This window comes from Luteimonas sp. YGD11-2 (assembly GCF_004118975.1).
GTDB classification, from domain to species: Bacteria; Pseudomonadota; Gammaproteobacteria; order Xanthomonadales; family Xanthomonadaceae; genus Luteimonas; species Luteimonas muca.
The window spans coordinates 922,050-947,191 of record NZ_CP035376.1 but is presented as its reverse complement, the minus strand read 5'-3'; the positions used below and the strand labels follow the sequence as shown (position 1 = coordinate 947,191).

The 25,142-nt window shown below is 69.3% G+C and carries 24 protein-coding genes; 16 read left to right on the top strand and 8 right to left on the bottom strand.

Going from position 1 to position 25,142, the window contains the following annotated elements; translation table 11 throughout:
- Positions 1-56: 56 nt before the first annotated feature.
- The 5 genes from ERL55_RS04305 (at position 57) to ERL55_RS04285 (ending at position 3,768) form a co-directional block, all read left to right on the top strand.
- Complete coding sequence (locus tag ERL55_RS04305; RefSeq protein WP_129135334.1) at positions 57-449, top strand: HU family DNA-binding protein; 393 nt, start codon at positions 57-59, stop codon at positions 447-449.
- A gap of 682 nt (positions 450-1,131) precedes the next feature.
- Positions 1,132-1,806 (top strand): tellurite resistance TerB family protein, encoded by a 675-nt coding sequence (locus ERL55_RS04300; RefSeq protein WP_129135333.1) that lies wholly within the window; start codon positions 1,132-1,134, stop codon positions 1,804-1,806.
- Between the two features lie 131 nt (positions 1,807-1,937).
- Complete coding sequence (locus tag ERL55_RS04295) at positions 1,938-2,480, top strand: M23 family metallopeptidase (RefSeq protein WP_241685875.1); 543 nt, start codon at positions 1,938-1,940, stop codon at positions 2,478-2,480.
- 77 nt (positions 2,481-2,557) lie between these two features.
- The gene (locus tag ERL55_RS04290; protein ID WP_129135332.1) at positions 2,558-2,989 is read left to right on the top strand and encodes a hypothetical protein; all 432 of its coding nucleotides are present in this window, start codon (positions 2,558-2,560) and stop codon (positions 2,987-2,989) included.
- A 44-nt stretch (positions 2,990-3,033) separates the two neighbouring features.
- On the top strand, positions 3,034-3,768 hold the full coding sequence (locus tag ERL55_RS04285; RefSeq protein ID WP_206733363.1) for a hypothetical protein: 735 nt from the start codon (positions 3,034-3,036) through the stop codon (positions 3,766-3,768).
- Between the two features lie 4 nt (positions 3,769-3,772).
- Here ERL55_RS04285 and ERL55_RS04280 read toward each other — a convergent pair whose 3' ends face one another.
- Both ERL55_RS04280 and ERL55_RS04275 read right to left on the bottom strand, forming a co-directional pair.
- On the bottom strand, positions 3,773-6,034 hold the full coding sequence (locus tag ERL55_RS04280; protein ID WP_241685832.1) for a DUF5916 domain-containing protein: 2,262 nt from the start codon (positions 6,032-6,034) through the stop codon (positions 3,773-3,775).
- A gap of 123 nt (positions 6,035-6,157) precedes the next feature.
- Positions 6,158-6,634: an SET domain-containing protein gene (locus tag ERL55_RS04275; protein WP_129135330.1), complete on the bottom strand. Its 477-nt coding sequence runs from the start codon at positions 6,632-6,634 to the stop codon at positions 6,158-6,160.
- A gap of 166 nt (positions 6,635-6,800) precedes the next feature.
- Here ERL55_RS04275 and ERL55_RS04270 point away from each other — a divergent pair, with 166 nt between their 5' ends.
- The 8 genes from ERL55_RS04270 to ERL55_RS04235 all read left to right on the top strand — a co-directional run bounded on the left by ERL55_RS04270 (position 6,801) and on the right by ERL55_RS04235 (position 15,891).
- Positions 6,801-7,268, top strand: a complete 468-nt coding sequence (locus tag ERL55_RS04270) for an SUF system Fe-S cluster assembly regulator (protein WP_129135329.1) — start codon at positions 6,801-6,803, stop codon at positions 7,266-7,268.
- A 13-nt stretch (positions 7,269-7,281) separates the two neighbouring features.
- Entirely contained in the window at positions 7,282-8,757 is a 1,476-nt protein-coding gene (gene sufB, locus ERL55_RS04265; RefSeq protein ID WP_129135328.1) for a Fe-S cluster assembly protein SufB, read from the top strand.
- 56 nt (positions 8,758-8,813) lie between these two features.
- Positions 8,814-9,575: a Fe-S cluster assembly ATPase SufC gene (gene sufC / locus ERL55_RS04260; RefSeq protein WP_129135327.1), complete on the top strand. Its 762-nt coding sequence runs from the start codon at positions 8,814-8,816 to the stop codon at positions 9,573-9,575.
- On the top strand, positions 9,575-10,855 hold the full coding sequence (sufD, locus tag ERL55_RS04255; RefSeq protein WP_129135326.1) for a Fe-S cluster assembly protein SufD: 1,281 nt from the start codon (positions 9,575-9,577) through the stop codon (positions 10,853-10,855). The genes sufC and sufD overlap by 1 nt, the downstream gene beginning before the upstream one ends.
- Positions 10,852-12,099 carry a cysteine desulfurase gene (locus tag ERL55_RS04250; RefSeq protein WP_129135325.1) on the top strand — a complete coding sequence of 416 codons (1,248 nt, stop codon included), beginning with the start codon at positions 10,852-10,854 and terminating at the stop codon, positions 12,097-12,099. The genes sufD and ERL55_RS04250 overlap by 4 nt, the downstream gene beginning before the upstream one ends.
- Before the next feature lie 234 nt (positions 12,100-12,333).
- Complete coding sequence (locus ERL55_RS04245) at positions 12,334-12,888, top strand: GNAT family N-acetyltransferase (protein WP_129137194.1); 555 nt, start codon at positions 12,334-12,336, stop codon at positions 12,886-12,888.
- Between the two features lie 98 nt (positions 12,889-12,986).
- Positions 12,987-13,307 carry a non-heme iron oxygenase ferredoxin subunit gene (locus ERL55_RS04240; RefSeq protein WP_129135324.1) on the top strand — a complete coding sequence of 107 codons (321 nt, stop codon included), beginning with the start codon at positions 12,987-12,989 and terminating at the stop codon, positions 13,305-13,307.
- Positions 13,308-13,473: 166 nt separating this feature from the next.
- On the top strand, positions 13,474-15,891 hold the full coding sequence (locus ERL55_RS04235; protein WP_129135323.1) for a TonB-dependent receptor: 2,418 nt from the start codon (positions 13,474-13,476) through the stop codon (positions 15,889-15,891).
- A gap of 51 nt (positions 15,892-15,942) precedes the next feature.
- Here the strand turns inward: ERL55_RS04235 and ERL55_RS04230 are convergent, their stop codons facing one another.
- Together ERL55_RS04230 and ERL55_RS04225 are read right to left on the bottom strand one after the other, a co-directional pair.
- On the bottom strand, positions 15,943-16,554 hold the full coding sequence (locus tag ERL55_RS04230) for a HutD family protein (RefSeq protein WP_129135322.1): 612 nt from the start codon (positions 16,552-16,554) through the stop codon (positions 15,943-15,945).
- A 182-nt stretch (positions 16,555-16,736) separates the two neighbouring features.
- A complete protein-coding gene (locus ERL55_RS04225) occupies positions 16,737-17,078 on the bottom strand; it encodes a ComEA family DNA-binding protein (protein ID WP_232140919.1) in 342 nt (113 codons plus the stop codon).
- A gap of 203 nt (positions 17,079-17,281) precedes the next feature.
- On the opposite strand from ERL55_RS04225, the gene ERL55_RS04220 reads away from it, so the two are divergent.
- Positions 17,282-18,775, top strand: a complete 1,494-nt coding sequence (locus ERL55_RS04220) for a M20 family metallopeptidase (protein WP_129135320.1) — start codon at positions 17,282-17,284, stop codon at positions 18,773-18,775.
- A gap of 99 nt (positions 18,776-18,874) precedes the next feature.
- Positions 18,875-19,138 carry a GlsB/YeaQ/YmgE family stress response membrane protein gene (locus tag ERL55_RS04215; protein ID WP_129135319.1) on the top strand — a complete coding sequence of 88 codons (264 nt, stop codon included), beginning with the start codon at positions 18,875-18,877 and terminating at the stop codon, positions 19,136-19,138.
- A gap of 109 nt (positions 19,139-19,247) precedes the next feature.
- Here the strand turns inward: ERL55_RS04215 and cysC are convergent, their stop codons facing one another.
- The 3 genes from cysC to ERL55_RS04200 form a co-directional block, all read right to left on the bottom strand.
- Positions 19,248-21,074, bottom strand: a complete 1,827-nt coding sequence (cysC, locus tag ERL55_RS04210) for an adenylyl-sulfate kinase (RefSeq protein WP_241685831.1) — start codon at positions 21,072-21,074, stop codon at positions 19,248-19,250.
- Positions 21,075-21,082: 8 nt separating this feature from the next.
- Entirely contained in the window at positions 21,083-22,087 is a 1,005-nt protein-coding gene (cysD, locus tag ERL55_RS04205) for a sulfate adenylyltransferase subunit CysD (RefSeq protein ID WP_256386136.1), read from the bottom strand.
- Positions 22,088-22,179: 92 nt separating this feature from the next.
- Positions 22,180-23,583 carry a mannose-1-phosphate guanylyltransferase/mannose-6-phosphate isomerase gene (locus ERL55_RS04200; RefSeq protein WP_129135316.1) on the bottom strand — a complete coding sequence of 468 codons (1,404 nt, stop codon included), beginning with the start codon at positions 23,581-23,583 and terminating at the stop codon, positions 22,180-22,182.
- Between the two features lie 89 nt (positions 23,584-23,672).
- On the opposite strand from ERL55_RS04200, the gene murU reads away from it, so the two are divergent.
- Complete coding sequence (murU, locus tag ERL55_RS04195) at positions 23,673-24,377, top strand: N-acetylmuramate alpha-1-phosphate uridylyltransferase MurU (protein ID WP_129135315.1); 705 nt, start codon at positions 23,673-23,675, stop codon at positions 24,375-24,377.
- Between the two features lie 18 nt (positions 24,378-24,395).
- Here murU and hda read toward each other — a convergent pair whose 3' ends face one another.
- Entirely contained in the window at positions 24,396-25,139 is a 744-nt protein-coding gene (gene hda / locus ERL55_RS04190; protein ID WP_241685829.1) for a DnaA regulatory inactivator Hda, read from the bottom strand.
- Positions 25,140-25,142: the final 3 nt, after the last annotated feature.

Here is a 25,142-nt window from a genome sequence, read left to right as displayed (position 1 = left end):
TCCGACTGGCCGGCGGGTATGGCCGACATCCAACCATCCATCACGGAACAGGACACATGGCGAAGAAAGCAACCAAGGTGGCGAAGAAGGCCGCTGCTCCGAAGAAGGCCGCTGCAGCGAAGTCGGCCGCACCGAAGGCGATCAAGGAACCGCTGAGCAAGTCGGGCCTGGTGGCACACCTCGCCGAGACCACCGGCGTGGTCGCGAAGGACGTCCGTTCGATCCTCGCCGCGCTCGAAGGCGCGATCCACGGATCCATCGGCAAGAAGGGCCACGGCTCGTTCACCCTGCCGGGCGTGCTGAAGATCACCTCGGTCAAGGTGCCGGCAAAGCCGAAGCGCAAGGGCATCAACCCCTTCACCAAGGAAGAGCAGGTGTTCGCGGCGAAGCCGGCGACCGTCAAGGTCAAGGTGCGTCCGCTGAAGAAGCTCAAGGACGCTGCCGTCTAAGGCATTCGTCCGCACTGCCCGCATTACGGGGCTGAAGGCCGGTCTGCTCATCGAGCGACCGGCCTTTTTTTCTTGGCGGATCAGCGGGGAGAGTCCAGGCAGCCCACCACGGCCACAGGGGGATGCCCAGCCGGATATCTCCGCGTCCTGCTCCCACATCCGGCCGCCGGCCATCCATGGCCGGCTCTGGGCATCCCCCTGCGTCCGCGGCGGGCCCCGACCTGTTGTCGCGTTGGCACGAAGAGCAACGGCGAAGCACGGCCAAGCCGTCATTGGCAGTCGACGAATCCGGCTGCAACGCTGTCGCTCTTCTGGCCGAAGCCGGCGAACGCCTGAGCCCATCGCGTGCACAGGGGGGGTGTGCGGACAGCCGGCCATGGATGGCCGGCGGCCGGCCGTGGTAGCTGGACGCGGGCTTCGGCCGGGGGAGCACACCCCCCTGTGTGCGCGACGGGCAGCGCGCATCACAACGGAGCAACCCCGGGCGCGCAGACACTCTTGCTGCCTGGCACGGAGGCCCGTGCAGCACTGCCGTGTGCCCATGCGGATGGCACCCAAGCTGCGCCCGGGACCGCAGTGCGACCGAACAGTAAGCGGCGTCCGCGGCGAAGCCACCCGCGTTGATTCCCGATTAAGCCGCGAACGCGTTATCTCGCCTGCCTTACCCTCCCAGGACCGACCGATGAAACTGCAAGGCTTCCTCGACCAGCTGCTCCGCTCCGCCACCGACCCCGCCGCACCCGCGACGCGTGAGCCTTCCGCCGCCGGCGGTCCGCTCGGCAACCTCGGCGGAATGCTCAACCAGGACTTCGGGCGTGGTGCGCTGACGGGTGGTGCACTGGGCCTGCTGCTTGGCCGCAACCGCACCACACGCAAGCTCGCCACCTATGGCGGGCTGGCCGCCATCGGGGTGATGGCCTATCGCGCCTATGGCGACTACCAGCGCCAGCAGACCGGCCAGACGATCGAGCCGCAGACGATCGACCGTTTGCCGCCGCCGCAGGCCGAACTGCACAGCGAAGCGATCCTGCGCGCACTGGTGGCGGCGGCGAAGGCCGATGGCCATGTCGACGCCCGCGAGCGCGAACTGATCGAAGGCGAGTTCCGGCGCGTCGAGGCCGACCGCGAACTGCAGCAGTGGCTGCACGCGGAACTGGAGAAGCCGCTCGACCCCGCCGAGGTTGCAGGCGCCGCGGCTGCGCCGGAGATCGCCGCCGAGATGTACCTGGCCAGCCTGCTGGTGGTGGACGAGCAGAACTTCATGGAGCGCGCCTACCTCGACGAGCTCGCACGCAGGCTCGGCATCGACGACGCGCTCAAGACCCGGCTGGAAGCGCAGGTGCGCGTGCCGGCCTGAGCACATGCGGGCGCGGGGACATCGGCTTCACCCGCGCCGGCTAGGCTGTAGCCGTGTCGACGCCACCGCCTTCCCCTCCCCGCCGCGACTACCGCCGGCCCGCGATCCGCGCCACGGGCTGGATCGTGTTCCTGCTGCTGGCCTGGTTCGCGGCGTCGTGGGCGTGGCGGCAACCGTTCATGGCCCCGGTGCGCATGGGCTACGAACTGGCGCGCATGCCCGCGCCCGATGCCCTGCCGATGCCGGTGCGTGGCGTCGCCGCCTCCCGGGTGGCCGATACCTATGGCGCGCCGCGCGGCAGTGACCGCCAGCACGAAGGCGTGGACATCTTCGCGTCGCGCGGCACCGACGTGCTCAGCACCACGCCGGGCATCGTCACCTCGGTCCGCGAAGGCGGCCTCGGCGGCCGGCAGGTCTGGGTGCTGGGCCCGGCACGCGAGCGCCACTACTACGCACACCTCGATGATTGGGCGCCGGATCTCGCCGAGGGCCAGGTCGTGGTGCCCGGCGATGTGCTCGGCAGCGTCGGCGACACCGGCAATGCCCGCGGCACGCCGCCGCACCTGCACTACGGCATCTACGGCTCCGACGGCGCCTATGACCCGCTGCCGCTGCTGCGTGCGGGCGCACGTCGCGACACCGGATCATCCCCGCAGAGCCAACAGAGCCCATGACCACGCCGACTGCATCGACCGATCACCGCGGCACGGTTAGCATCCAGCCTCCCGCCCGCCGTGGACACGACACCCGGATGGACAAGCGTTTCCTCGTTTGTGGCCTGATGATGAGCCTGGCGGCGATGCTGCTGGGCGTGCTCGTCCACGGCGGCCTGTTGCGCGCCGACTACCTTGCCCATGCCGCGCTCTACCGCGACCCGGCGGAGGCGAACGCGCGGCTGGTCTGGATCGTGGTCGCCTATGCCTTGATCGGCTTCAGCATGACCTGGCTGTTCCGCCGCATGTATCCCGAGCGCCGGGTACGGGCACGCGATGGCCTGCAGTTCGGGCTCGCGATCGCGCTGGTGTCGTTCCTGCCGTGGCATCTGCTGGCCTATGTGGGCCAGCCGTTGCCGTCCGGCCTGCTGGCCCGCCAGGTGCTGTTCGACCTGCTGTCGATGCTGCTGCTCGGCCGCCTGCTGGTCTGGCTGCGGCCCAATCGCGCACCGCTGAGCCTTCCGGAATGAGCGGCCCGCAGCACCCGCGGTGTGCCCGGCTGCGGCCCGCCCGCATGGTGTCCGGCCTGCTGCTGGCCGCGCTGCTCGCGGGCTGCGGTGGCAACGACGATGCCCAGCAACAGCGACGCGGCGCGCCGGCTTCGGCCAGCGATGTCGCCACCCTGCCCGCCCCGGCACCGGGCGGCGGCAGCGTGACCGGCGCACCACCGCCGCCCGCACCGGGCGAGGTTTCGCTGGGCGACGAACCGGTACAGGACGCCTGGATCGAGACCGCTGGTGTGGACGGACTGCCGCCGCTCGAGGACAACCCGGAGGCCGGGCTGGCCGAACTGGTTCCGATCGTGCCCGCACCCGCCGGGGCCGCGGACAATGCCCCTGCCGTGTCCGCTACCGCGGGGATGCCATCGACGACGGCTCCGGCCGACGCGAGCCCGCAGGCCGCGGCGGTGGTCCAGGCCTATTACGCCGCCATCGGCTCGCGCGATTACCGCCGCGCGTATGCGCTGTGGTCGGATGGCGGGCGCGCCAGCGGGCAGTCGCCCGAACAGTTCGCGGCCGGTTTTGCCGACACCCGCTCGGTCGACGTGCAGGTCGGCACTTCCGGTGCACCGGACGGCGCGGCGGGCTCGCAGTACGTACGGGTGCCGGTGTCGGTGGTTGCCACGCAGGCCGACGGCAGCACCCGCCGCTTCGCCGGGCAATACACCCTGCGGCGCGCAATGGCCGATGGCGCGGGGTCCCAGGCATGGCGGATCGCGTCCGCCGAACTGCGCGAAGAGCGGCTCTGAGCGCTCAGAGCCCGAAGCGGTAACTGAGCTTGACCAGCAACTGCTCGTCGTCGCGCAGGCTGAAGCTGTCCTGCAGCTGGCGGGCGACCCCGTCGGGATCGAACAGCTGCTCGTAGCCGCCGCGTGCGTACACCACGTACAGGTGCGATAGCGGCGCGAGCTCGTAGCGGTAGCGCACCTGGAAGCCGAGATTGCGTACGCCGAAATCGTCCACCGGATCGGCGGTGGCGATGGCGTGGCCACCGGGATCGAAGCGCCAGGCCTGGCGCAGTCGCGCGTCGATGCCGATCGCCTGCAGCTTGATGCGCAGTTCCTGGCGCGGGTCAATGCTCCAGTCGAGCCCCGCGAGCAGATGGGCCTCGCGGCCGAGGAAGCCGCCGACGAGATTGCCGCCCTGCCAGATCAGCCAGTCCGGCCGATGGATGTACGTAGCGCCGGCATTGATGCTGATCGCGTCGCTCAGGAACCAGGTCGCGCCGTACCAGAACGCCGCGCCGGGCCGGTCGTTGCCTGCGAGGCCGCCGCTGGATACCTCGAGCTCCACGTCATGCGCCCAGCGTCCCTTGCGCGGGCGTTCGTATTCGTACATCGCCGAAAAGCTCGCCGGCAGCCGCACCAGGCCGTTGCCGCGCAGCAGCTGGTCGCTCACACCGGCGCTGTTGAGGTTGAACTGCGCATACTCGTAACTGCCGTCGCGCAACCTGCCCTCGCGGCTCACGCGGAACTGGTCACTGAGCTTGTCACCGCGGTCGTTGTGGCTGGTCGTCGCACGCCAGCGCCAGTCCTTGGACGCGTAGCGCGAATCCTCCGGCTGGTCGGCAAAACGCCTGCGCAGTTCCCAGTGCAGGTAGTTGACGCTGTTGCGCGGGAGATAGCCGAAATCGTTGATCTGCAGTTCGTCGCCGAAATGCATGGCGATCCACTGCTGGCGCCAGCCGCCGTCCATCTCGTAATCGGCCCACACCGTGGCGCCGGAATCCTCGCTGCGCGCGCCGGCCTGGTCGATGCGACTGCCGAGCAGGCGCGTGCGCACGTTCCAGCGCTGCGTCGGCCGCCAGTTGTGGTCGACACCGAGCACGCTGGCTTCGCGGTCCAGCCACGGGCGGTCGACCCGGGTCAGCAGTGCGCCGAGGTTCTGGTTGGCGAAATCGCGCACCAGGCGCAGCGCGTGGAACGAACGGCCGGCCTCGCCGCGCTCGTCGGCCGAGAACAGGCCGTATTTCATTCCGCCGAAGTTGCCGTTGAGCTTGACCGCCGCGGTGATGTCGCTGGCGCCGCTGCCATCATCGGCCGGGCCACCGACCCGCCGGGTGTACAGCTGCTGGCTGAAGTCGGATGGCGTGGTCAGTTCGAACAGGCCCTGGTTCTCGGTGAAGAAGGGGCGCTTGTCGCTGACGAAGGTCTCGGTGGCGCTGAAATTCACCACCAGGTCGTCGCTTTCCACCTGTCCGAAGTCCGGGTTCACCGTCGCCGACAGCTGGAAGCGCCCGCTCGGCTTCCAGAACACGTCGGCACCCCCGTCGAGCCCGCTGTCGCCGCCGGTGGCGTCGTACAACCCGGAAACGTAGGGCGTGATCGCCAGCAGCGACTGGCTGTACGCCGGCACCTCCAGCGGATGGAAGTCGGAGACGAAGCGCGCCCGTTCGTAGCTTGCGAATGGCATCGCCGCACGTTCGCCGGTGGCACCGATCACCCGGTCGAGATAGATGCGCAGACGGCGCATGCCGTCGCGGCCATCGGCCATCGGCGCGGTATGCCAGGGAATCAGCATCTCCACCGACCAGCCACTGTCGTCCTCCGACACGGCATGCATCCACAGGCCATCCCAGTCGTCGTTGAACTGGTTCTCGTTGCTGATCACCGCGTCATAGATGCCGCCGGTGGAGGCGACGGTGAAGTTGTATGCGGTGCGGCCATCGCCATCGAAGTCGACCATCAGGTTGACGCGATCGACCTGGGCATCGAAATCGCGTTGCACCCACTGCCGCGTGCGCGGCACGTCCGCCGGTTGCTCGTTGCGGAACGCAACCGCCAGTCCTTCCGGCGTGGCCATCACCCAGGCGCGGGTCGCAAGCGATGCCGGCGCGCCGCTGAGCGGCTGCGTCTGCCGGAAGTCGGTGAACTCGTGTGCATCCGCCCATTCGGCCGCGTCGATACGGCCATCGATCCCGACCGCCATCAGCACGGGCGACGCCAGCAGCAGCGCAAGCGCGGCGGCGGGTGCAAGGACGCGTATCGCGGGACGCATCGGTCGGTGCATCGTCATGGTTCCATCCGGGCCGGGCGGCCCGCTGGCGCGCACGGTACGCGCGCAGCCGCCGTGCGACGCCTGTCGTTGGTCATTGCGACCGTTGCCGGCCGTCGCGCATCCCCGGCGCGACGCAGGTCTTCAGCGCTTGGGCTGGAGCAGGGTTCCGGTGCAGCCTGGCTGGCCGCAGCGGCAACCCCACAGCTTCTTCAGCCGCGGCGTGTGGCGCTCGGCCAGCCGGATGCCGTAGTTGTAGGTGAGTTCCTCGCCGCGGCTGATGTCGCGCAGCGCCTCGATGTAGATGCGGTCCTTTTCGGGCCGCCCCTTCGCGTCCTCTTCCACCAGCGCCTCGCAGTTGGGCGCGCAGCTGTGGTTGATCCAGCGCCCGATGTTGCCGCGCTTGTTGCCGTCGACCACGTAGTGGTCGTTGAGGGTGAACAGGAAGGTGTGGCCGTTCTCCTCGAGATCCGCGTAATCCGCGTCGACTTCCTCGTGCGTGCGCAGCGCACCGGTGTAACGGATGATCCTTTCGCCCTTTTTGATCTTGCGCGTGGCGAACACGCCATTGCCGTGGATCGGGGACTTGCGGGCTTCGATCTTCAGGGGCTTGGTGGACATCGGGTCGCGCGTTCGTGGAGAGGCGGCATTGTGCCACGCGTCGCGCTGCGCTCCGGAAGCCGGCGGGCCAACTCCCGCTTGCACGGCTGCTGAACCCCGCGTACCCGCGGGTTTGGCCGACGCGGATCGAAAGAGTACAATTTCGGTCCTCTTTCATGGATCCGCCATGCTCCGCGTCACCCGCCTCACCGATTACGCAACCGTCGTGCTGACCGCGCTTGCCGCGCGCTCGGAAGCGGTACTGAGCGCGTCGGAGCTGGCCGAACTGGCTGGCCTGGAGACGCCGACGGTGAGCAAGGTGCTCAAGCCGCTGGCACAGGCGGGGCTCGTCGAGGGCTTCCGCGGCGTCAACGGCGGCTACCGGCTGGCGCGCCCGGCCACGGCGATCACCCTGATCGAGATCGTCGAGGCGATGGAAGGCCCGCTGGCCATCACCGAGTGCAGCCTCGACGACAACCAGTGCGGCATCTCCCACCAGTGCGGGCTGCGCGCCAACTGGCGCCGCATCAACGACGTGGTCGCCGATGCGCTGCGCGGCTTCACCCTCGCCAGCCTGCATGGCGACGTTTCCGCCCCTTCTCCTTCCCCCGTGCCGTCCACGCGCCGCATCCAGGCGCGTCTGGCGGACACCTGACAGTAGGCAGCCCATGGCCACCGACATCATCGAACCCGTCGTCGAAGAACCCATCGCCAATCGTGAGATCCACGAGCAGCTGGGGCGCAAGTACGAAGCGGGTTTCATCACCGACATCGAATCCGACTCGCTGCCCCCGGGCCTCGACGAGGACACCATCCGCGCGCTGTCCGCGAAGAAGGACGAGCCGGAGTGGATGACCGAGTGGCGCCTGGCCGCCTACCGCCACTGGCTGACGATGCCGGTGCCGCAGTGGGCGAAGCTTGCGATCGCGCCGATCGACTTCCAGGCGCTGTCGTACTACTCCGCGCCAAAGGGCCCGAAGTACAAGTCGCTCGACGAAGTGCCGCAGGAGCTCCTCGACACCTACGACAAGCTCGGCGTGCCGCTGCACGAGCGCGCGCGCCTGGCCGGCGTTGCGGTGGACGCGGTGTTCGATTCGGTTTCGGTCGGTACCACCTTCCGCAAGGAGCTCGCCGAGAAGGGCGTGATCTTCTGCTCGATGTCGGAAGCCATCCAGGACCATCCGGAACTGGTGAGGAAGTACCTCGGCACCGTGGTGCCGGTGGGCGACAACTACTTCGCCGCGCTGAACTCGGCGGTGTTCTCCGACGGCAGCTTCGTGTTCATCCCGAAGGGGGTGCGCTGCCCGATGGAGCTGTCCACCTACTTCCGCATCAATGCCGGCCATACCGGGCAGTTCGAGCGCACGCTGATCATCTGCGAGGACCAGGGCTACGTGTCCTACCTCGAGGGCTGCACCGCGCCGATGCGCGACGAGAACCAGCTGCACGCGGCCGTCGTCGAGCTGGTGGCGCTCGACGATGCCGAGATCAAGTACTCGACTGTGCAGAACTGGTACCCCGGCGACGAGAACGGCGTGGGCGGCATCTACAACTTCGTGACCAAGCGCGCCGAATGTCGCGGCGCACGCAGCAAGGTGGTCTGGGCGCAGGTGGAGACCGGCTCGGCGATCACCTGGAAGTACCCAAGCTGCGTGCTGCTGGGCGATGACTCCTCGGGCGAGTTCCACTCCGTGGCACTCACCCACCATCGCCAGCAGGCCGACACCGGCACCAAGATGATCCACATCGGCAAGCGCACCAAGTCGAAGATCGTCAGCAAGGGCATCAGCGCCGGCCGCGGGCAGAACACCTACCGCGGCCTGGTGAAGGTGGACCGCAATGCCGATGGCGCACGCAACCACACCCAGTGCGACTCCTTGCTGATCGGCAAGAAGTGCGGGGCGCACACCTTCCCCTACATCGAGGTGGGGAATCCCGGCGCCACCGTCGAGCACGAGGCCACCACATCCAAGATCAGCGACGACCAGATGTTCTATTGCCGCAGCCGCGGCATCAGCGAGGAAGACGCGGTCAGCCTGATCGTCGACGGCTTCTGCAAGCAGGTGTTCCGCGAACTGCCGATGGAATTCGCGGTGGAAGCCAAGAAGCTGCTGGAAGTGTCGCTGGAAGGCAGCGTCGGCTGAGAGATGCCGCAACTCCCCGCCGTGCGGGGACGCAGAAGACAACAACGGAACCCATCATGCTCAAGATCCAAGACCTCCACGCCTCCATCAACGGGCGCGACATCCTCAAGGGCCTTTCGCTGCACGTGAAGCCGGGCGAGGTGCACGCCATCATGGGGCCGAACGGCGCCGGCAAGTCCACGCTGGGCAACATCCTCGCCGGCCGCGACGGCTACGACATCAGCCAGGGCACCATCGAGTTCGAAGGCCGGCCGCTGCTGGAACTCGAGCCGGAAGAACGCGCCGCCGCGGGCGTCTTCCTTGCGTTCCAGTACCCGGTCGAGATCCCCGGCGTGAACAACACCTACTTCCTGCGCAGCGCACTCAACGCGCAGCGGAAGTCGCGTGGCGAGCCGGAGCTGGATTCGATGCAGTTCCTCAAGCTGGTGCGCGAGAAGCTGTCGGTGCTGCACCTCGACGACAAGCTGCTGCATCGCGGCGTCAACGAGGGCTTCTCCGGCGGCGAGAAGAAGCGCAACGAGATCTTCCAGCTCGCGGTGCTGGAGCCGAAGCTTGCGATCCTCGACGAGACCGATTCCGGCCTCGACATCGATGCGCTCAGGACCGTGGCCGAAGGCGTCAACACGCTGCGCGCACCCGACCGCGCGTTCGTGGTGATCACCCACTACCAGCGCCTGCTGGAGTACATCCGCCCGGACGTGGTGCATGTGCTGGCCGATGGCCGCATCGTCGAAAGCGGTGGGCCGGAACTGGCGCTCGAGCTCGAAGAGCACGGCTACGGCTGGATCCGTGAGCGCGTGGTGCCGGAGGCGGTCTGATGAGCGTGCTGCTCGATTCGCTGGCCGCGGGTTTCCAGGGCGACCCCGCGCGCCGCTCGATCCTCGACGAGGCCCTGCGCGACGGGCTGCCGGGGCCGCGCAGCGAAGCCTGGAAGTACACCCCGCTGCGCGCGCTCGAGCGCCGCAGCTTCGGCGTTGCCCCGGCACAGCCGCCACCGGTCGACCCCGCGCTGCTGGACGCGATCCCCGCGCCGCGGCTGGTGTTCGTCAATGGCCGGCATGTGCCGGCGCTGTCCTTGCTGGACGGGCTGCCCGCGGGCGTCTCGCTGCGCCCGCTGTCCGATGCGCTGGCCGATGGCGACGAGGTGCTGCGCTTCCTGCATCGCCGCTTCGACCGCACCGATGAAGTGTTCGCCCGGCTCAATGCCGCGCTTGCCGGGGAAGGCGTGCTGCTGCGCGTCGAGGCCGACACCGCGGTCGACGTGCCGCTGCAGCTGGTGTTCGTCGGCGCGCCGTCGGACGCGGATGGCAGCGCCAGCCAGGACCTCGCCTGGCACCTGCGCCACCTGATCGAACTGCGCCGGGGCGCCTCGCTTGCGGTGGTCGAGCACCACCTGCATGTCGGCGAAGGCCGCCATCTCACCAATGCCCTCGCGCATGTGCACGTGGCCGATGGCGCGCGCCTGGAGCACGCCCGCGTGCAGGATGACGCCACCGGGGCGACGCTGTTCCTGCGCACGGACGTGGTGCTGGCGGAAGCCGCCGAGTACCGCCGCGTCGACGTCGAACTGGGCGGCGCGCTGTCGCGGCACGAGCTCAACGTGCGCCTGGAAGGCGAACGCGCGCGGTTGACCGCCAATGGGGTGCTGCTCGGCACCGGGCGCCGCCACGTGGACACCCGCCTCGGCATCGACCATGTCGCACGTGACACCGCGGCCGAGCTGGTGTGGCGTGGTGCCGCGACCGCGCGTGGCCGCGTCGTATTCCACGGCGGCATCCTGATCCGCGAAGGCGCCGACGGCACCGATGCACAGCTGTCGAACAAGAACCTGCTGCTGTCGGCCGATGCGGAGATCGACACCCAGCCGGTGCTGGTGATCCACGCCGACGAGGTGCAGGCCGCGCACGGTGCGACCGTCGGGCAGCTCGACGACAACGCGCTGTTCTACCTGCGCGCGCGCGGCATCCCGGAGCGCCAGGCACGCGCGTTGCTGACCGCGGCCTTCGTGCGCGAACCGCTCGCGGCCATGGACGGGCCGCTGCGCCAGACCCTCGAGAACGCGCTGTCGCGCATGCTCGACGGCATCGTCTCCGGATGAGCGCGACTGCCCCCGAGACGGCGGCATCGCCGATCGACTGGGCGCGCGTGCGCGCGGATTTCCCGCTGCTCGAACGCCAGGTGCACGGCAAGCCGCTGGTCTACTTCGACAATGCCAACACCGGGCAGAAGCCGGCTGTGGTGATCGAAGCGGTCGATGGCTACTACCGTCGCTTCAATGCCAATGTCAGCCGTGCCGTGCACCAGCTCGGCAGCGAGGCGACCGAGGCCTACGAGGGTGCACGCAAGCGGCTGGCACGCTTCCTCAACGTGCGCGCGGACGAGCTGGTGCTGTGCAGCGGCACCACCTTCGCGATCAACCTGGTCGCCTACTCCTGGGCGCTGCCGCGTCTGAAGGCGGGCGACGCCATCCTGGTGTCGCGCATGGAACACCACGCCAACATCGTGCCCTGGCAGCTGGTGGCCGAACGCACCGGGGCGACCGTGCGCGTGGCGGAGATCCTCGAGGACGGCACCCTCGACCGCGAGGCGCTGGTGCGTGCGATGACGCCGGACGTCAGGTTGTTCGCGATCGCCCATGTCTCCAACCTGCTGGGCACGGTGAACCCGGTGCGCGAGCTGTGCCGCGAGGCACGCCGGCGCGGCATCGTCACCGTCGTCGACGGTTCGCAGGCGGTGCCGCACCGACCGGTCGACGTGCAGGCGATCGGCTGCGACTTCTATACCTTCACCGGTCACAAGATGTGCGGACCGACCGGCACCGGCGCGCTTTGGGCGCGCCGCGAGCATCTCGAGGCGATGCCGCCGTTCCTGGGCGGCGGCGAGATGATCCGCGAGGTCAGCTTCGACGGCACCGTGTTCAACGATCCGCCGCACCGCTTCGAAGCCGGCACCCCGAACATCGCCGGTTTCGTCGGCCTGGCCGCGGCCGTCGACTACCTCGACGCCATCGGCATGGCCAACATCGAGGCCCGCGAGGCCGACCTGCTGGCGTACCTGACCGCGGCACTGGACGCCGAACCCGGCGTGCGCATCCTCGGCCGCGCGCCGGACAAGGCCGCGGTGGTGTCGTTCCTGGTGGAAGGCGCGCATGCGCACGACCTCGCCACCCTGCTCGACCTCGAAGGCGTGGCGGTGCGGTCGGGCCAGCACTGCGCGCATCCGCTGTTGCAGTTCTACGGGGTCGCCGCCACCTGTCGTGCGTCGCCGGCGTTCTACAACACCCACGCCGAGATCGACGCCTTCATCGCCGCCCTGCGCAAGGTGCGCCTGCTGCTGGGCTGAGAACCACCCGGCCACGGCCGGGTATCGACATGCGTCGACAGCCGTACCGCTATCCGGACTGAGCCCCAGTTCCCGCTGGCAGCTACGCTACTGCCGTAACGCGTTCCCGCGCTGGTGGCGAATCCTGCTGCGAGCCGCGTTCCCATCTCCCGCCGGCGCCCGTCCGGTTGCAACAACCGGCCGTCTCGGGCAGAAAGCCCGCTCTCCTTTCCGAAGCCGACGCCGATGCCTGTCCTGCAGCCCCTGAGGTTCCGTGTCGCCAGCCAAGCCGATGTGCCTGCGCTGGTGGCGCTGGTGACTTCGGCCTACCGTGGCGATGCCAGCCGCGCCGGCTGGACCACGGAAGCCGACCTGCTCGATGGCGAGCGCATCGACGCCGCTGTGCTGCGTGACGACATCGCACGCCCGCGCAGCCGGGTGCTCATTGCCGATGACGCCGCGGGGCCGGTCGCCTGCGCGCACGTGGCCGATGTCGACGGCAGCGGTTACTTCGGCATGTTCGCGGTGGATCCACGGCGACAGGGCGGCGGTATCGGGCGCGCGGTGCTGCACGAATGCGAGCGCATCGCCCGCGAGGACTGGGGCCTTGCGCGGATGCGGATGACGGTGATCGATGTCCGCGCCGAGCTGATCGCCTGGTACGAGCGCCTCGGGTACCGCCGCACCGGCGAACACCTGCCGTTCCCCTATGGCGACACCCGCTTCGGCATCCCCCGGCGCGATGACCTGCGCTTCGAGGTGCTCGAGAAGCCGCTGCCGCCCGTGTCCGAGGACGCGGGGGTGTCCTGACGCCATCGCGGTGCCGGCGGGCCGCGGCATCCGCGAAGCCCGCAGGCGGATGCGGCCCTCTGGCTGACCCCGCGGGCCAGCCTCCCTACAATGCCCGCATGAGCGACTGGACCTTCGTGTGCACCACCGCCGAACTGCTGCCCGGGGAAACCCGCGTGGCCTGGGATGGCGATACGCCGATCCTGGTGTTCAACCTCGACGGCACTTATTACGCGCTGGAAGACCGCTGCAGCCATGAGGACTTCGAGCTCTCCGCGGGCCACTTCGATACCGCCGAGGGCAGCATCGAGTGCGCGCTGCACGGCGCCCGCTTCGATATCCGCGATGGACGCCCGCTGTGCGCGCCAGCCTATGGGCCGGTGGTGCGCTTCCCGGTCGAGGTGCGCGACGGCGGGGTCTGGACCCGCGACGACCGCTGAAACCCGCACCGCGGCTGCAAAAAAGATCCCGCAGGATCTTTTATCAAGAATCGTTCTCATTATAATTCGCATCCAAGGGCGTCATGCCCGCCTCCTGCGATGCCGTCCAGCCACCGCCAGACCCGGCTTCAGGATTCCCTACGCACCGACCCCACGGAGCCCCTGGATGCACGCAGTCACCCCGTACCGGCGTACCGCGCCTCGACGCCATCTGCTGGCCGTCGCCCTCACCTTCGGCCTGGCCGGCCATGCCTTTGCCGACCCGGGCCCGCAGACCCGCGATTTCGACACTATCGTGGTGACCGCCACCGGCTTCGAACAGAAGATCACCGATGCCCCCGCGAGCATCACCGTGGTCACCCGCGAGGAACTGGCCCGTCGCCCCTACGCCAATCTCGTCGATGCGCTGCGCGACATCGAGGGGCTCGACGTCGGCATGGAGAGCACCGACAAGAACGGCGAGGCCACCATCAGCATGCGCGGGCTCGGGTCCGACTACACGCTGGTGCTGATCGACGGCCGCCGGCAGAGCAATGTCGGCGACCTCTATCCCAACAACTTCGGCGGCGGGCAGTTCAGCTTCGTGCCGCCGATGGAGGCGATCGAACGCATCGAGGTCGTGCGCGGGCCGATGTCGACGCTGTACGGCTCCGATGCGATGGGCGGCGTGGTCAACATCATCACCCGCAAGGTCGGCACCGTCTGGCATGGCGCGGTGACCCAGGCGCACACCTTCCAGCAGGAAAACGAATTCGGCGATGCCCGCAGGACCGATCTCTACGTCGGTGGGCCGCTGGTGGCCGACCGGCTCGGCCTGGCGGTGCGCGGCAGCTGGTATGACCGTGACGAGTCGACACCCGACTGGGATCCGCTGCCGCTGCCCGACGGCACGGTGTGGGACCGCACCCTCGGCTTCGGTGGTGGCGGCAAGCAGGTGGCGGCGACCAACTGGAATGCCGGCGTGCGCCTCGCGTTCACCCCGAACGACGACCACGACATCATGCTCGACTACGACCGCTCGCGGCTGAAGTACGACAACTCCAGCGGCCAGACCGGCACGCTCGACGGCCTCGAAAGCCTGTGGCGGACCGGCAACGCGGTGATCCCCGCGCCCGGTGGCACCGGCACCGTGACCCGGCGCGTGGTGCAGCCTCGCGTCGGCTATACCGCCTACCAGCGCTATGAGCGTGACCAGCTCGCGCTGAGCCATGTCGGCCGCTGGTCGTTCGGTACCAGCACGACCAGCATCACCCGGCACGAGAGCAGCAACCTCGGCCGATCGCTGCCACTGACGGTCGCCGAACGCGGCGAGCTGCAGGATCTGTGGAACGACGTCTGCGCGCGCCGCGGGCAGGCCGCCTACTGCAACAACGGCACCGGCCTTGCCGGCATCGAATCCAGCGGGCTCACCGCGGAGGAACTCGCACGCCTGCAGGCGTTCCTGCCGCGGCAGCTGCGCACGCTGGAACTCGAGGGCCTGGTGTTCGACACCATGCTGGAACTGCCGCTGGGCGACCATGTGGTCACGGTCGGCGGCCAGTACGACGACACCGACATGGAAGACGGCGTGTTCGGCATGGACGGTGCGGGTTTCCGCGACGGCACAAGTCAGAAGCACCGCCAATGGGCGCTGTTCGCCGAGGACAACTGGGCGTTCACCGAGGACCTCACCGCGACCTTCGGCCTGCGCTACGACCACCACAACATCTTCGGCAGCCACGTCAGTCCGCGCGCCTACCTGGTCTGGGATGCCACGCAGGCGTGGACGGTCAAGGGCGGCATCAGCACCGGCTACAAGGCGCCCAAGCCGAACTACCTGTTTGCCGGGATCACCGGCTTCGGCGGCCAGGGCGTCATCCCGATGGTCGGCACGCCGACGCTGCAGCCGGAAACCAGCACCAACATCGAACTCGCAACGTATTACGACGGCGGCCGCTGGGGCTTCAATGCCACCGCGTTCTACAACCGCTTCAAGGACAAGATCGCCACCGGCGACAACTTCGCCAACTGCGAGGTCGCGCCGGCCGGTGGCGGCTACTGCGTGGACATCGGCCCGGGCTGGGCGGCGCTCGGCTATACGACCTTCAGCCAGCGGGTGAATATCGACCGCGCCGAAACGCGCGGCGTCGAACTCGCCGCCCACACCGGGCTCACCGACACCCTGGCGCTGCGCGGCAACTACACCTGGACCCGCTCGGAACAGAAGAGCGGCGACGACGCGGGGCGCCCGGTGACCGGCAACCCCGCCGAGCACATCGCCAACGCGACGCTGGAATGGACGCCGACCGACGTACTGACGCTGTCGCTGATCGGCGAGGGCCGCTACGACCGCTACCGCGACTACGACGCCGTCGCCGGGCAGGAGCGCTGGTACAGCGACTACACCGTGTTCCACCTCGGCGCGTCCTGGCGCATCACCGATGCGTTCCGGCTCAACGCGCGCATCAACAACCTGTTCGACAAGGACTTCATCGAGCAGACCTGCACGCTGGCCGATACCCGCGACAGCTATGTCTGCGTCGACGACTACCTGGTCAAGGACCAGCGGCGCAACCTCTGGCTATCGGCCAGCTACCGCTTCTGAACCAGTGCTGCGGCCCGACGGATACGCACGCGGCGCATCCGTCGGCCGACGTCAGTCGGTTGGCCCGTCGGCAACGGCGCCGCGTGGGCGGATGCGGATGGCCAGCAGTTCCCCGCCGCCATCGAGCAGGAAACGCCGGCGCACCGGTTCATCGAGCACCGCGGTATCGCCCTGCGCCAGCGGCGGCAACAGTGCGCCTTCGAAGCGCGCCTGCCCGGCCAGCAGATGCAGTGCCCAGCGCGTGCCGGGATCGGCGAAGAACAGCATCGGCCCGACCAGTGGCCGGTGCCAGAGATCGACGTCCACCGCCTGTGGGCGCCAGATCAGGTTGAACACCTCGACCCGGCCGTCCGGCGCGGCCCGGGGCGGCGGGTCGCCGTCGAAGCGGAGGCGCCCGTAGGGCGGCTGCAGGTCCCCGCGTCGGCCATCGGCAAATTCCAGCTGCAGCCCCTCGCCCCGCAGCAGCACCTGTTCGCGCATGGCGCCGGGGAATGCCGAATACGGGCCGGCCTGTTCGATGTCGGCGATCGACAGCCGCCAGTCCCATCCGCCGTCGTGCGCGTCGGATGCGCAGATCTCGCGGGTCCATCCGCGCCCGTTGCGCCAGCGGCTGCGGAGGTAATCGTTGGCCGGGATCACCCGGCTTCCGGCGGAAGCGTCCATCGGCGCAGTGTAGCGGGCGGCCCGGCGCCGACACGCCTCTCACCAGCGGACGCCGCCCCCCGTGCGTCCTGCACGGGGGGACGGCGAACATCCCTGTCATTCCGGCCTCCGTGCCGGACTCCCGGAGCGGTCCTGCTCCCGACTGGCGGCCGCGCGTCCGTGTGCGGCCCCCAGGTGCCTCTTCAGCGCTGCGGACGCGCGGTTGCGGTCGCGGTGGTGGCGGCGGCCGCGGGACGCTCGGCCGGACGGCGCGCAGGCGCCGCGCCGAGCTCGATGCGATCGCGGTTGAGCTCCACGGTACGCAGGCCGATGCCCTTGACGAGGGCGAGCTGCTCGACGCTGCGGAAGGCGCCGTTGGCCTTGCGGTGCTCGACGATGGCCTCGGCCTTGGCCGGGCCCACGTTGACCAGCACGCGGTCGAGCGTGGCGGCGTCGGCGGTGTTGATATTGACCTTCTCGCTGGCCCAGGCGGCGCCGGCCAGCAACAGCGAAAGCAGTGACGTGCACAGGGTCCTGGTGAACATGTTCATGGCGATTCCTTCCGTATGTGGGTGGCTTCCTGCCGGCGCGCCCGCGCCGGTATGCAGAGTGTCCGCAACCGCCGCGGCCGCGCCTATCGCCCGCCGCGCCGTGCGCCCACAGGGCAAAGCCGGCAGCCGGCGTCGGAAAATTCCGACCGCGACGCGCCGGCTAGAATGGGGCCTTCCCCCGCTTTCCAGGAGTCGCCATGGACGCCAGCAAGGTCGATCGTTTCGTCGCCCAGAAATGGGACGACGACATCGTGCCCCAGCTCGTCGAATACATCCGCATCCCGAATAAGTCGCCGATGTTCGATGCCGAGTGGAAGGCGCACGGGTACATGGACCAGGCCGTGGAACTGATGGCCGGCTGGGCGCGCCGGCAGGACATCCCCGGCATGCAGGTGGACGTGATCGAGCTGGAAGGCCGCACGCCGCTGATCTTCATCGAGATCCCCGCCGCGCATGGTGGCCGCGACGACGATTGCGTGCTGCTGTACGGCCACCTCGACAAGCAGCCGGAGATGACCGGCTGGGACGATGATCTCGGGCCGTGGAAGCCGGTGTTGCGCGGCGACAGGCTGTACGGCCGCGGTGGCGCCGACGACGGTTATGCGATCTACGGTTCGCTGGCCGCGATCATGGCCCTGCACGAGCAGCAGCTGCCGCACGCGCGCTGCGTGGTGCTGATCGAGGCCTGCGAGGAATCCGGCAGCTACGACCTCCCCGCCTATGTCGACCATCTTGCCGACCGCATCGGCAGGCCGTCGCTGGTGGTCTGCCTGGATTCGGGCTGCGGCAACTACGAGCAGCTGTGGTGCACCACGTCGCTGCGCGGCCTGGCCGGCGGCAACCTCACGGTCAAGGTGCTCGACGAGGGCGTGCACTCCGGCGATGCCTCGGGCGTGGTGCCGTCGAGCTTCCGCCTGCTGCGCCAGCTGCTGTCGCGCATCGAGGACGAGACCACCGGCCGCATCCTCCTCGAGGGCCTGCACGCCGAGATTCCCGCCGAACGGCAGGAACAGGCGCAGCGTGCGTCCGGCGTGCTCGGCGACGAGGTCTATTCGAAGTTCCCGTTGCTCCAGGGCATGCGGCCGATGAACGACGACCTCGCGGAACTGGTGCTCAACCGCACCTGGCGCCCGGCGCTGTCGGTGACCGGCGTGGGTGGCATCCCGTCGCTGGATTCGGCCGGCAACGTGTTGCGCCCGCATACCGCGGTGAAGCTGTCGCTGCGGCTGCCGCCGACCGTCGACGGCAAGCGCGCCGGCGAACTGCTGCAGCAGGCGCTGACGCAGGATCCGCCGAACGGCGCGCAGGTCACGCTGGAACTGGAAAAGGCCGCGACCGGCTGGAACGCACCGGCGCTGTCGCCGTGGCTGGAAACCGCGATCAACGACGCCAGCGAGGCGTTCTTCGGGCGCCCGGCGATGTACATGGGCGAAGGCGGCTCGATTCCGTTCATGGGCATGCTGGGCGAGAAGTTCCCGGACGCACAGTTCATGATCACCGGCGTGCTCGGCCCGCATTCCAATGCGCACGGCCCCAACGAGTTCCTGCACATCCCGATGGGCAAGCGGGTGACCGCGTGCGTGGCGCGGGTGCTCGCCGAGCACCACCAGGCCAGCCTGCGCGGCGAGACCACCGGCTCCGCCGTTGCCGCCGACAGCGGCAGCCGCCACGGCGACCACGGCTGCTGCTGAGGCCGCGGACCGTTCCCTCTCCGCGCGTGCCGCGGAGAGGGAGAGGGCGACGACCGCGGCTGCGGCTATGCTTGCGCCCGGATCTTCACAGGGGGCGACATGGCACCGTTCGGCAGCAGCAACTGGCTCTACATCATCCTGATCGGCCTGGTGGTCGGCATCCTCGCGCGGGCGATCACCCCGGGCCGCCGCCGCATGGGCGTGATCCTGACCTGCCTGCTCGGCATCGGCGGCGCCCTGCTGGGCACCTGGGGCGGGCAACAGATGGGCTGGTATGCGATCGGCCAGGCCGCCGGCTTCTTCGGTGCGCTGCTCGGCGCGGTGGTCATTCTCGGCCTGCTGCAGCTGGTGCGACCGCGCTGATTCCTCGCGGTTGACGCCCGGTCAGCACTTCAGCCCACTGCAAGGACCAGGCCGGCGAGGCGTCGGCCCGATCGTGGCGACTCACCGTTGCCGCATCACCGGCGCGGACTCAACTGTCGAGCAGATAGCCGATCACCCGGTCCGCCAGCGCCTGCGCGTCGTCGTGCCTGGTGTCGAGCACCAGCTCCGGCGCTTCCGGCGGCTCGTAGGGTGAATCGATGCCGGTGAAGTTCGGCAGTTCGCCGCGGCGTGCCTTCGCGTACAGGCCCTTGACGTCGCGCCGCTCGGCGTCGGCCAGCGGCGTATCGACGAAGACCTCGATGAAGTCGCCGGGATCGAACAGCGCGCGTGCGGCGGCGCGCTCGGCGCGGAACGGCGAGATGAAACTCACCAGCACGACCAGGCCGGCATCGGTCATCAGGCGCGCGACCTCGCCGATGCGCCGCAGGTTCTCCACCCGGTCCTCGTCGGTGAAGCCGAGATCGCGGTTGAGCCCGTGGCGCACGTTGTCGCCGTCGAGCAGATAGGTGTGCAGCCCCCGCGCCAGCAGGCCGCGTTCAACGAGATTGGCGATCGTCGACTTGCCGGCGCCCGACAGCCCGGTGAACCAGATGCAGCGTGGCCGCTGCCCCTTCAACGCCGCACGCGCGTTGCGGTCGACATCGAGCACCTGCCAATGGATGTTATCGGCGCGCCGCAAGCCGTGGCGGATCATGCCGGCACCGACCGTGGCCCGGCTGAGCGGATCGACGAGGATGAAGCCGCCGAGCGTTGCGTTCTCCGCATACGGCGCGTAGGCGACCACCGCATCCAGCGAGATCACCACCTCGCCGATCTCGTTGAACTCCAGCCGCTTCGCGGCCAATGGTTGCAGGCTTTCGGGGTCGTGGCGGAACTTCAGTTCGCTGATGCGCGCACCCACCGCACGCGCGCCGCTCCTGAACTGGTAGCGGCGCCCGGGCAGCAGCGGCGCCTCGTCGAACCAGAGCACTTCGGCAACGAACTGGTCGGTATGGGCGAGCGGTGCGTCCACCGCCGCCAGCACGTGCCCGCGCCCTGCGTCCACGTCATCGGCGAGTTGCACCGCCACCGCCTGCCCCACCTCTGCCGAGGCGGCCGGCACGCCGGCAACCGTGAGTGCCGCGATCCGGCTTGCGATGCCGCTGGGCTCGATGCGGACCTCGTCGCCGATACGCACGCGACCGGCGGCCAGCGTGCCGGTGAGCCAGCGCCCGCCATCGGCGTCGCGCAGCACCGACTGCAAGGGCAGCCGCAGCGGCAGGCCGGGATCCGGCGAATCGACGCGCACGCCCTCGAGATGTTCGAGCACGCTGGGGCCGTGGTACCAGTCGATCGCCGTCGAGCGCGTGGTGACGTTGTCGCCCACAGCCGCGGCCACCGGGATCGCCATGACATCCGCGATGCCAAGCCTGCCGGCATGTTCCCAGAAGCGGGACGCGATCGCCTCGAACACCGGTTGCGCGTATCCGACGCGGTCCATCTTGTTGACCGCCAGCAGCACGTGGCGCACGCCGAACAGCGACAGGATCGCGGCGTGGCGGAACGTCTGCGGAAGCAGGCCGCGGCTGGCATCGACCAGTACGATCGCCAGGTCCGCGACCGACGCGCCGGTCGCCATGTTGCGGGTGTACTGCACGTGCCCCGGGCAGTCCGCGATCAGGAAGCGGCGCCCCGCGGTCTGCAGGTGGCGCCAGGCCACGTCGATGGTGATGCCCTGCTCACGCTCGGCATCGAGTCCATCGAGCAGTAGCGCGTAATCGACCTCGCCGCCGCGCGTGCCATGGCTGGCGCTCGCGCGCGCCAGTGCGGCGCGCTCGTCGTCGGGAACGCGCCCGGCTTCGTGCAGCAACCGGCCGATCAGCGTGCTCTTGCCGTCGTCCACGCTGCCGCAGGCGATCAGGCGCAGGAAATCCATGCCCGCCATCAGAAGTACCCTTCCCGCTTCTTCTTTTCCATCGAGTCGCCGTCTGCGTGGTCGATCAGCCGCCCGGCGCGCTCGGACAGTGCGCTGCGCTCCATCTCGCGGATCACCGCATCGAGGTCGGCGGCTTCCGATTCCACCGCGCCGGTGAGCGGATAGCAGCCGAGGGTGCGGAAGCGGACCCGGCGCTGTTCCACGGATTCGCCATCGCGAAGCATGAAGCGGTCGTCGTCGACCATGATCCAGGTGCCGTCGCGATGCACCACGGGGCGCTCGGCCGCGAAGTACAGCGACACCACGTCGATCGCCTCGCGGCGGATGTAGCGCCACACGTCCAGCTCGGTCCAGTTCGACAGCGGAAACACCCGCACGCTCTCGCCGCTGCCGACACGCGCGTTGTAGAGGTTCCAGAGTTCCGGCCGCTGCCGGCGCGGGTCCCAGCGGTGGGCGGCGTCGCGAAACGAGAACACGCGCTCCTTCGCGCGCGACTTCTCCTCGTCGCGGCGGGCACCGCCGATCGCGGCATCGTAGCCGCCGGCCTCCAGCGCCTGCTTGAGTGCGAGCGTCTTCATTACTTCCGTGTGCACGCTGGCACCGTGGCTGAACGGACCGATGCCCTCGCGCACGCCATCGGGATTGATGTGGACATGCAGGTCCACCCCGGTTTCCGCCGCGCGGCGATCGCGGAACGCGATCATCTCGCGGAACTTCCACGTGGTATCCACGTGCAGGAGGGGAATCGGAGGAGTCGCAGGCGCGAACGCCTTGAGCAGCAGGTGCAGCAGCACCGAGCTGTCCTTGCCGATCGAATACAGCATGACCGGACGACGGCTTTCCGCCGCGACCTCACGCAGGATATGCAGGCTTTCCGCCTCGAGGCGGTCGAGATGATCGGTCACGGGTCTGCGGGTGACGGCGGCCTCGCCGCGATGCACGCATTCTAGCGTCGCGTGGCGCCGGAGACTCGCGGCACGCGGGGGGTCGAACGCGTACTGCCGCGAATCCACGCCGGTCAGCGGGAAACCAGCTCGACCGTGCCTGCTGTCGGTTCGCTATGCGTCGATCCGCGTCATCATCCGTGGCAGCAAGCCCCGGCCACTCAGGACCGCCCGTATACGTCCTCGTAGCGGACGATGTCGTCCTCGCCGAGGTAGTCGCCGGACTGCACCTCGATCAGTTCCAGTTGATCGACGCCCGGATTCTCCAGCCGGTGCCGCGCGCCCAGCGGAATGTAGGTGGACTGGTTGGCGTGGAGATCGAACACGTCGTTGTCGCGGGTGACCCGCGCGGTGCCGCGCACCACCACCCAGTGCTCGGCGCGGTGCGCGTGCGACTGCAGCGACAGCCGCGCTCCGGGTTTCACCTTGATCCGCTTGACCTGGAAGCCGTTGCCGACGTCGACCGAATCGTAGCTGCCCCAGGGCCGGTGCACTTCGCGGTGCATCACCGCGTGGCTGCGCTGGTCGGCCTTGAGCCGCGCCACCACGTCCTTGACCTGCTGCACGCGGTCCTTGCGCGCCACCAGCACCGCATCATCGGTCTCCACCACCACCAGGTCGTCGACGCCGACCAGCGCCACCAGCCGGCGCGAATACGCATAGCTGTTGCGGCTGTCCACCGCGATCACGTCGCCGTGGCCGGCATTGCCATGCTCGTCCTGATCGCTGACGTCCCATAGCGCCGACCACGAGCCGACATCGTTCCAGCCGATGTCGACCGGCAGCACGCGTGCGTCGGAGGTCTTCTCCATCACCGCGTAATCGATCGAATCCGACGGACTGGCCGCGAATGCCCCGCGTTCGAGGCGGACGAAGTCGCCATCGCGGCTGGCGGCGTCGAACGCGCGGCGGACCGCGTCGAGGATGTCCGGGCGGAAGCGCGCGATCTCGTCGAGATAGCGCGAGGCCCGGAACAGGAACATTCCGCTGTTCCAGACGTAATCGCCGCTTGCGAGGTACGCTCGCGCGGTGTCCGCATCCGGTTTTTCGACAAAGCGCAGCACCCGGCGCACGCCCTCGCCGGCAGCGGCCTGGATGTAGCCGAAGCCGGTCTCCGGTGCCGACGCACGGATCCCGAAGGTCACCAGCGCGCCGTCCTCGGCCGCAGGCAGGGCCTGGCGCACGGCGGCGTGGAACGCGGCGACATCGCGCACGACGTGGTCGGAGGGCAGCACCAGCAGCACCGGGTCCGCGCCTGCCGCGCGCGCCTGCAGTGCCGCGGCGGCAATCGCCGGCGCGGTGTTGCGCCCCACCGGCTCAAGCACGATGTCCGGCACCGGGGCACCGATCTGCCGCAACTGTTCGGCAACAAGGAAGCGGTGTTCCTCGTTGGCGACCACGATCGGCTTCAGCGTGGTCAGCGCGGCCGCGCGCGACCAGGTGTCCTGCACCATCGTCGTCTCGCCTGCCAGCGGCAGGAACTGCTTGGGATACGCCTCGCGCGACAACGGCCACAGCCGCGTGCCGGATCCACCGGACAGCAACACCACCTGCAACATGGCCATCCCCTTCGCTTGTTCGCGCCGACTGGACGCGCAGTTTACCCTTGGCCGCCCCGACCACCGGCGTTGCCGGCCGTGCACCGGAGTATCCGATGAAAGCGCTGATCTTCGCCGCCGGACTCGGCGAGCGCATGCGCCCGCTGACCGAGACCACGCCCAAGCCGCTGCTCGTGGTGGGCGGCAGGCCGCTGATCGTCTGGCACCTCGAGAAGCTGGCCGCGCTGGGGGTCGACGAGGTCGTGGTCAACACCTCGTGGCTGGCACGGCGCTTCCCCGCGGAACTGGGCGACGGCGAGCGCTGGGGCCTGCGCATCCATTACAGCTACGAGGGCGACGTGCCGCTGGAAACCGGCGGTGGGATGTGGAGGGCGCTGTCGCGGCTGGGCAATGCGCCCTTCATCGCCGTCAATGGCGATGTCTGGACCGACTTCGATTTCGCGCAACTGCCCGCGCACCCACCGGGGGACGCGCATCTGGTGCTGGTCGACAACCCGGATCACAACCCCGACGGCGACTTCGCGCTCCACCCGTCGGGCGATGTGCGCACCGGGGGCGCGCCGCGGCTCACCTATGCCGGGATCGGCATCTACCGCGCGTCGCTGTTCGACAACTGGGCACAGGTGATCGGCGACGCGCCAGGCGCGAACGCAACCCCGGCGCGTTTCCGGCTGGCGCCGTTACTGCGTGCGGCGATGCGCGAAGGCCAGGTCACCGGCACCCATCATCGCGGGCGCTGGACCGATGTCGGCACGCCGCAGCGGCTGCAGCTGCTCGACGCGGAGCTGTCCGCGGCGTGAGGCCGCTGCAGGCGGCGATCAGCCGCCCGGAGTGCCGGCGTCGTCGGAGGCCGGCTCCGCAGCCAGCACCTGGCGCAGGAACGGCACCGTCACCCGGCGCTGGGCGGCCAGCGATGCACGGTCGAGCTGGTCGAGCAGCCGGGTGAGCCCGCCGAGGTCGCGGCCGACCCGGCGCAGCAGCCAGTCGATCGCCGCGGGCTCGACCACCAGCCCACGTCGCAGCGCGCGGCACTGCAGCAGCTCACGCCGTCCCTCGTCATCCAGCGGCGCCAGCGCGATGCCGGTGCAGGCGGCCAGGCGCGAGCCCAGGTCCGGCAGGCCGATCGTCAGACCCGCGGCCGGCGTACCGGCGGTGTACAGCAGCCGCCGCCCGCCATCCATCGCGCGGTTGTGGAAATGGAACAGCGCGACTTCGTCCTCGCGGGTGCCCAGCACCGCATCGAGGCCATCGAGCGCGATGAAGTCGCAGGTGTCGAGCGCTTCCAGCGCAGCCCCGAGGCGACCGACGGCAGTCGCCAGCGGCAGGAACGCGCTGCGCAGGCCCGCGGCTTCCGCATGCGCGCACGCCGCCAGTGCGAGATGGGTCTTGCCTACGCCCGGCGGCCCCTGCAGCAGCACGCCGCCACGTTCGTGGCCGGTGGCGAGGGCCTGCAGCTGGGCGAGCGCACCGTCGGGGGCGCCGACGAAGGTATCGAAGCGCTGGTCAGGCGGATAACGCAGCGCAAGCGGCAGCTGCGCGGCGCCGGGCACCGGGGGATTCACCGT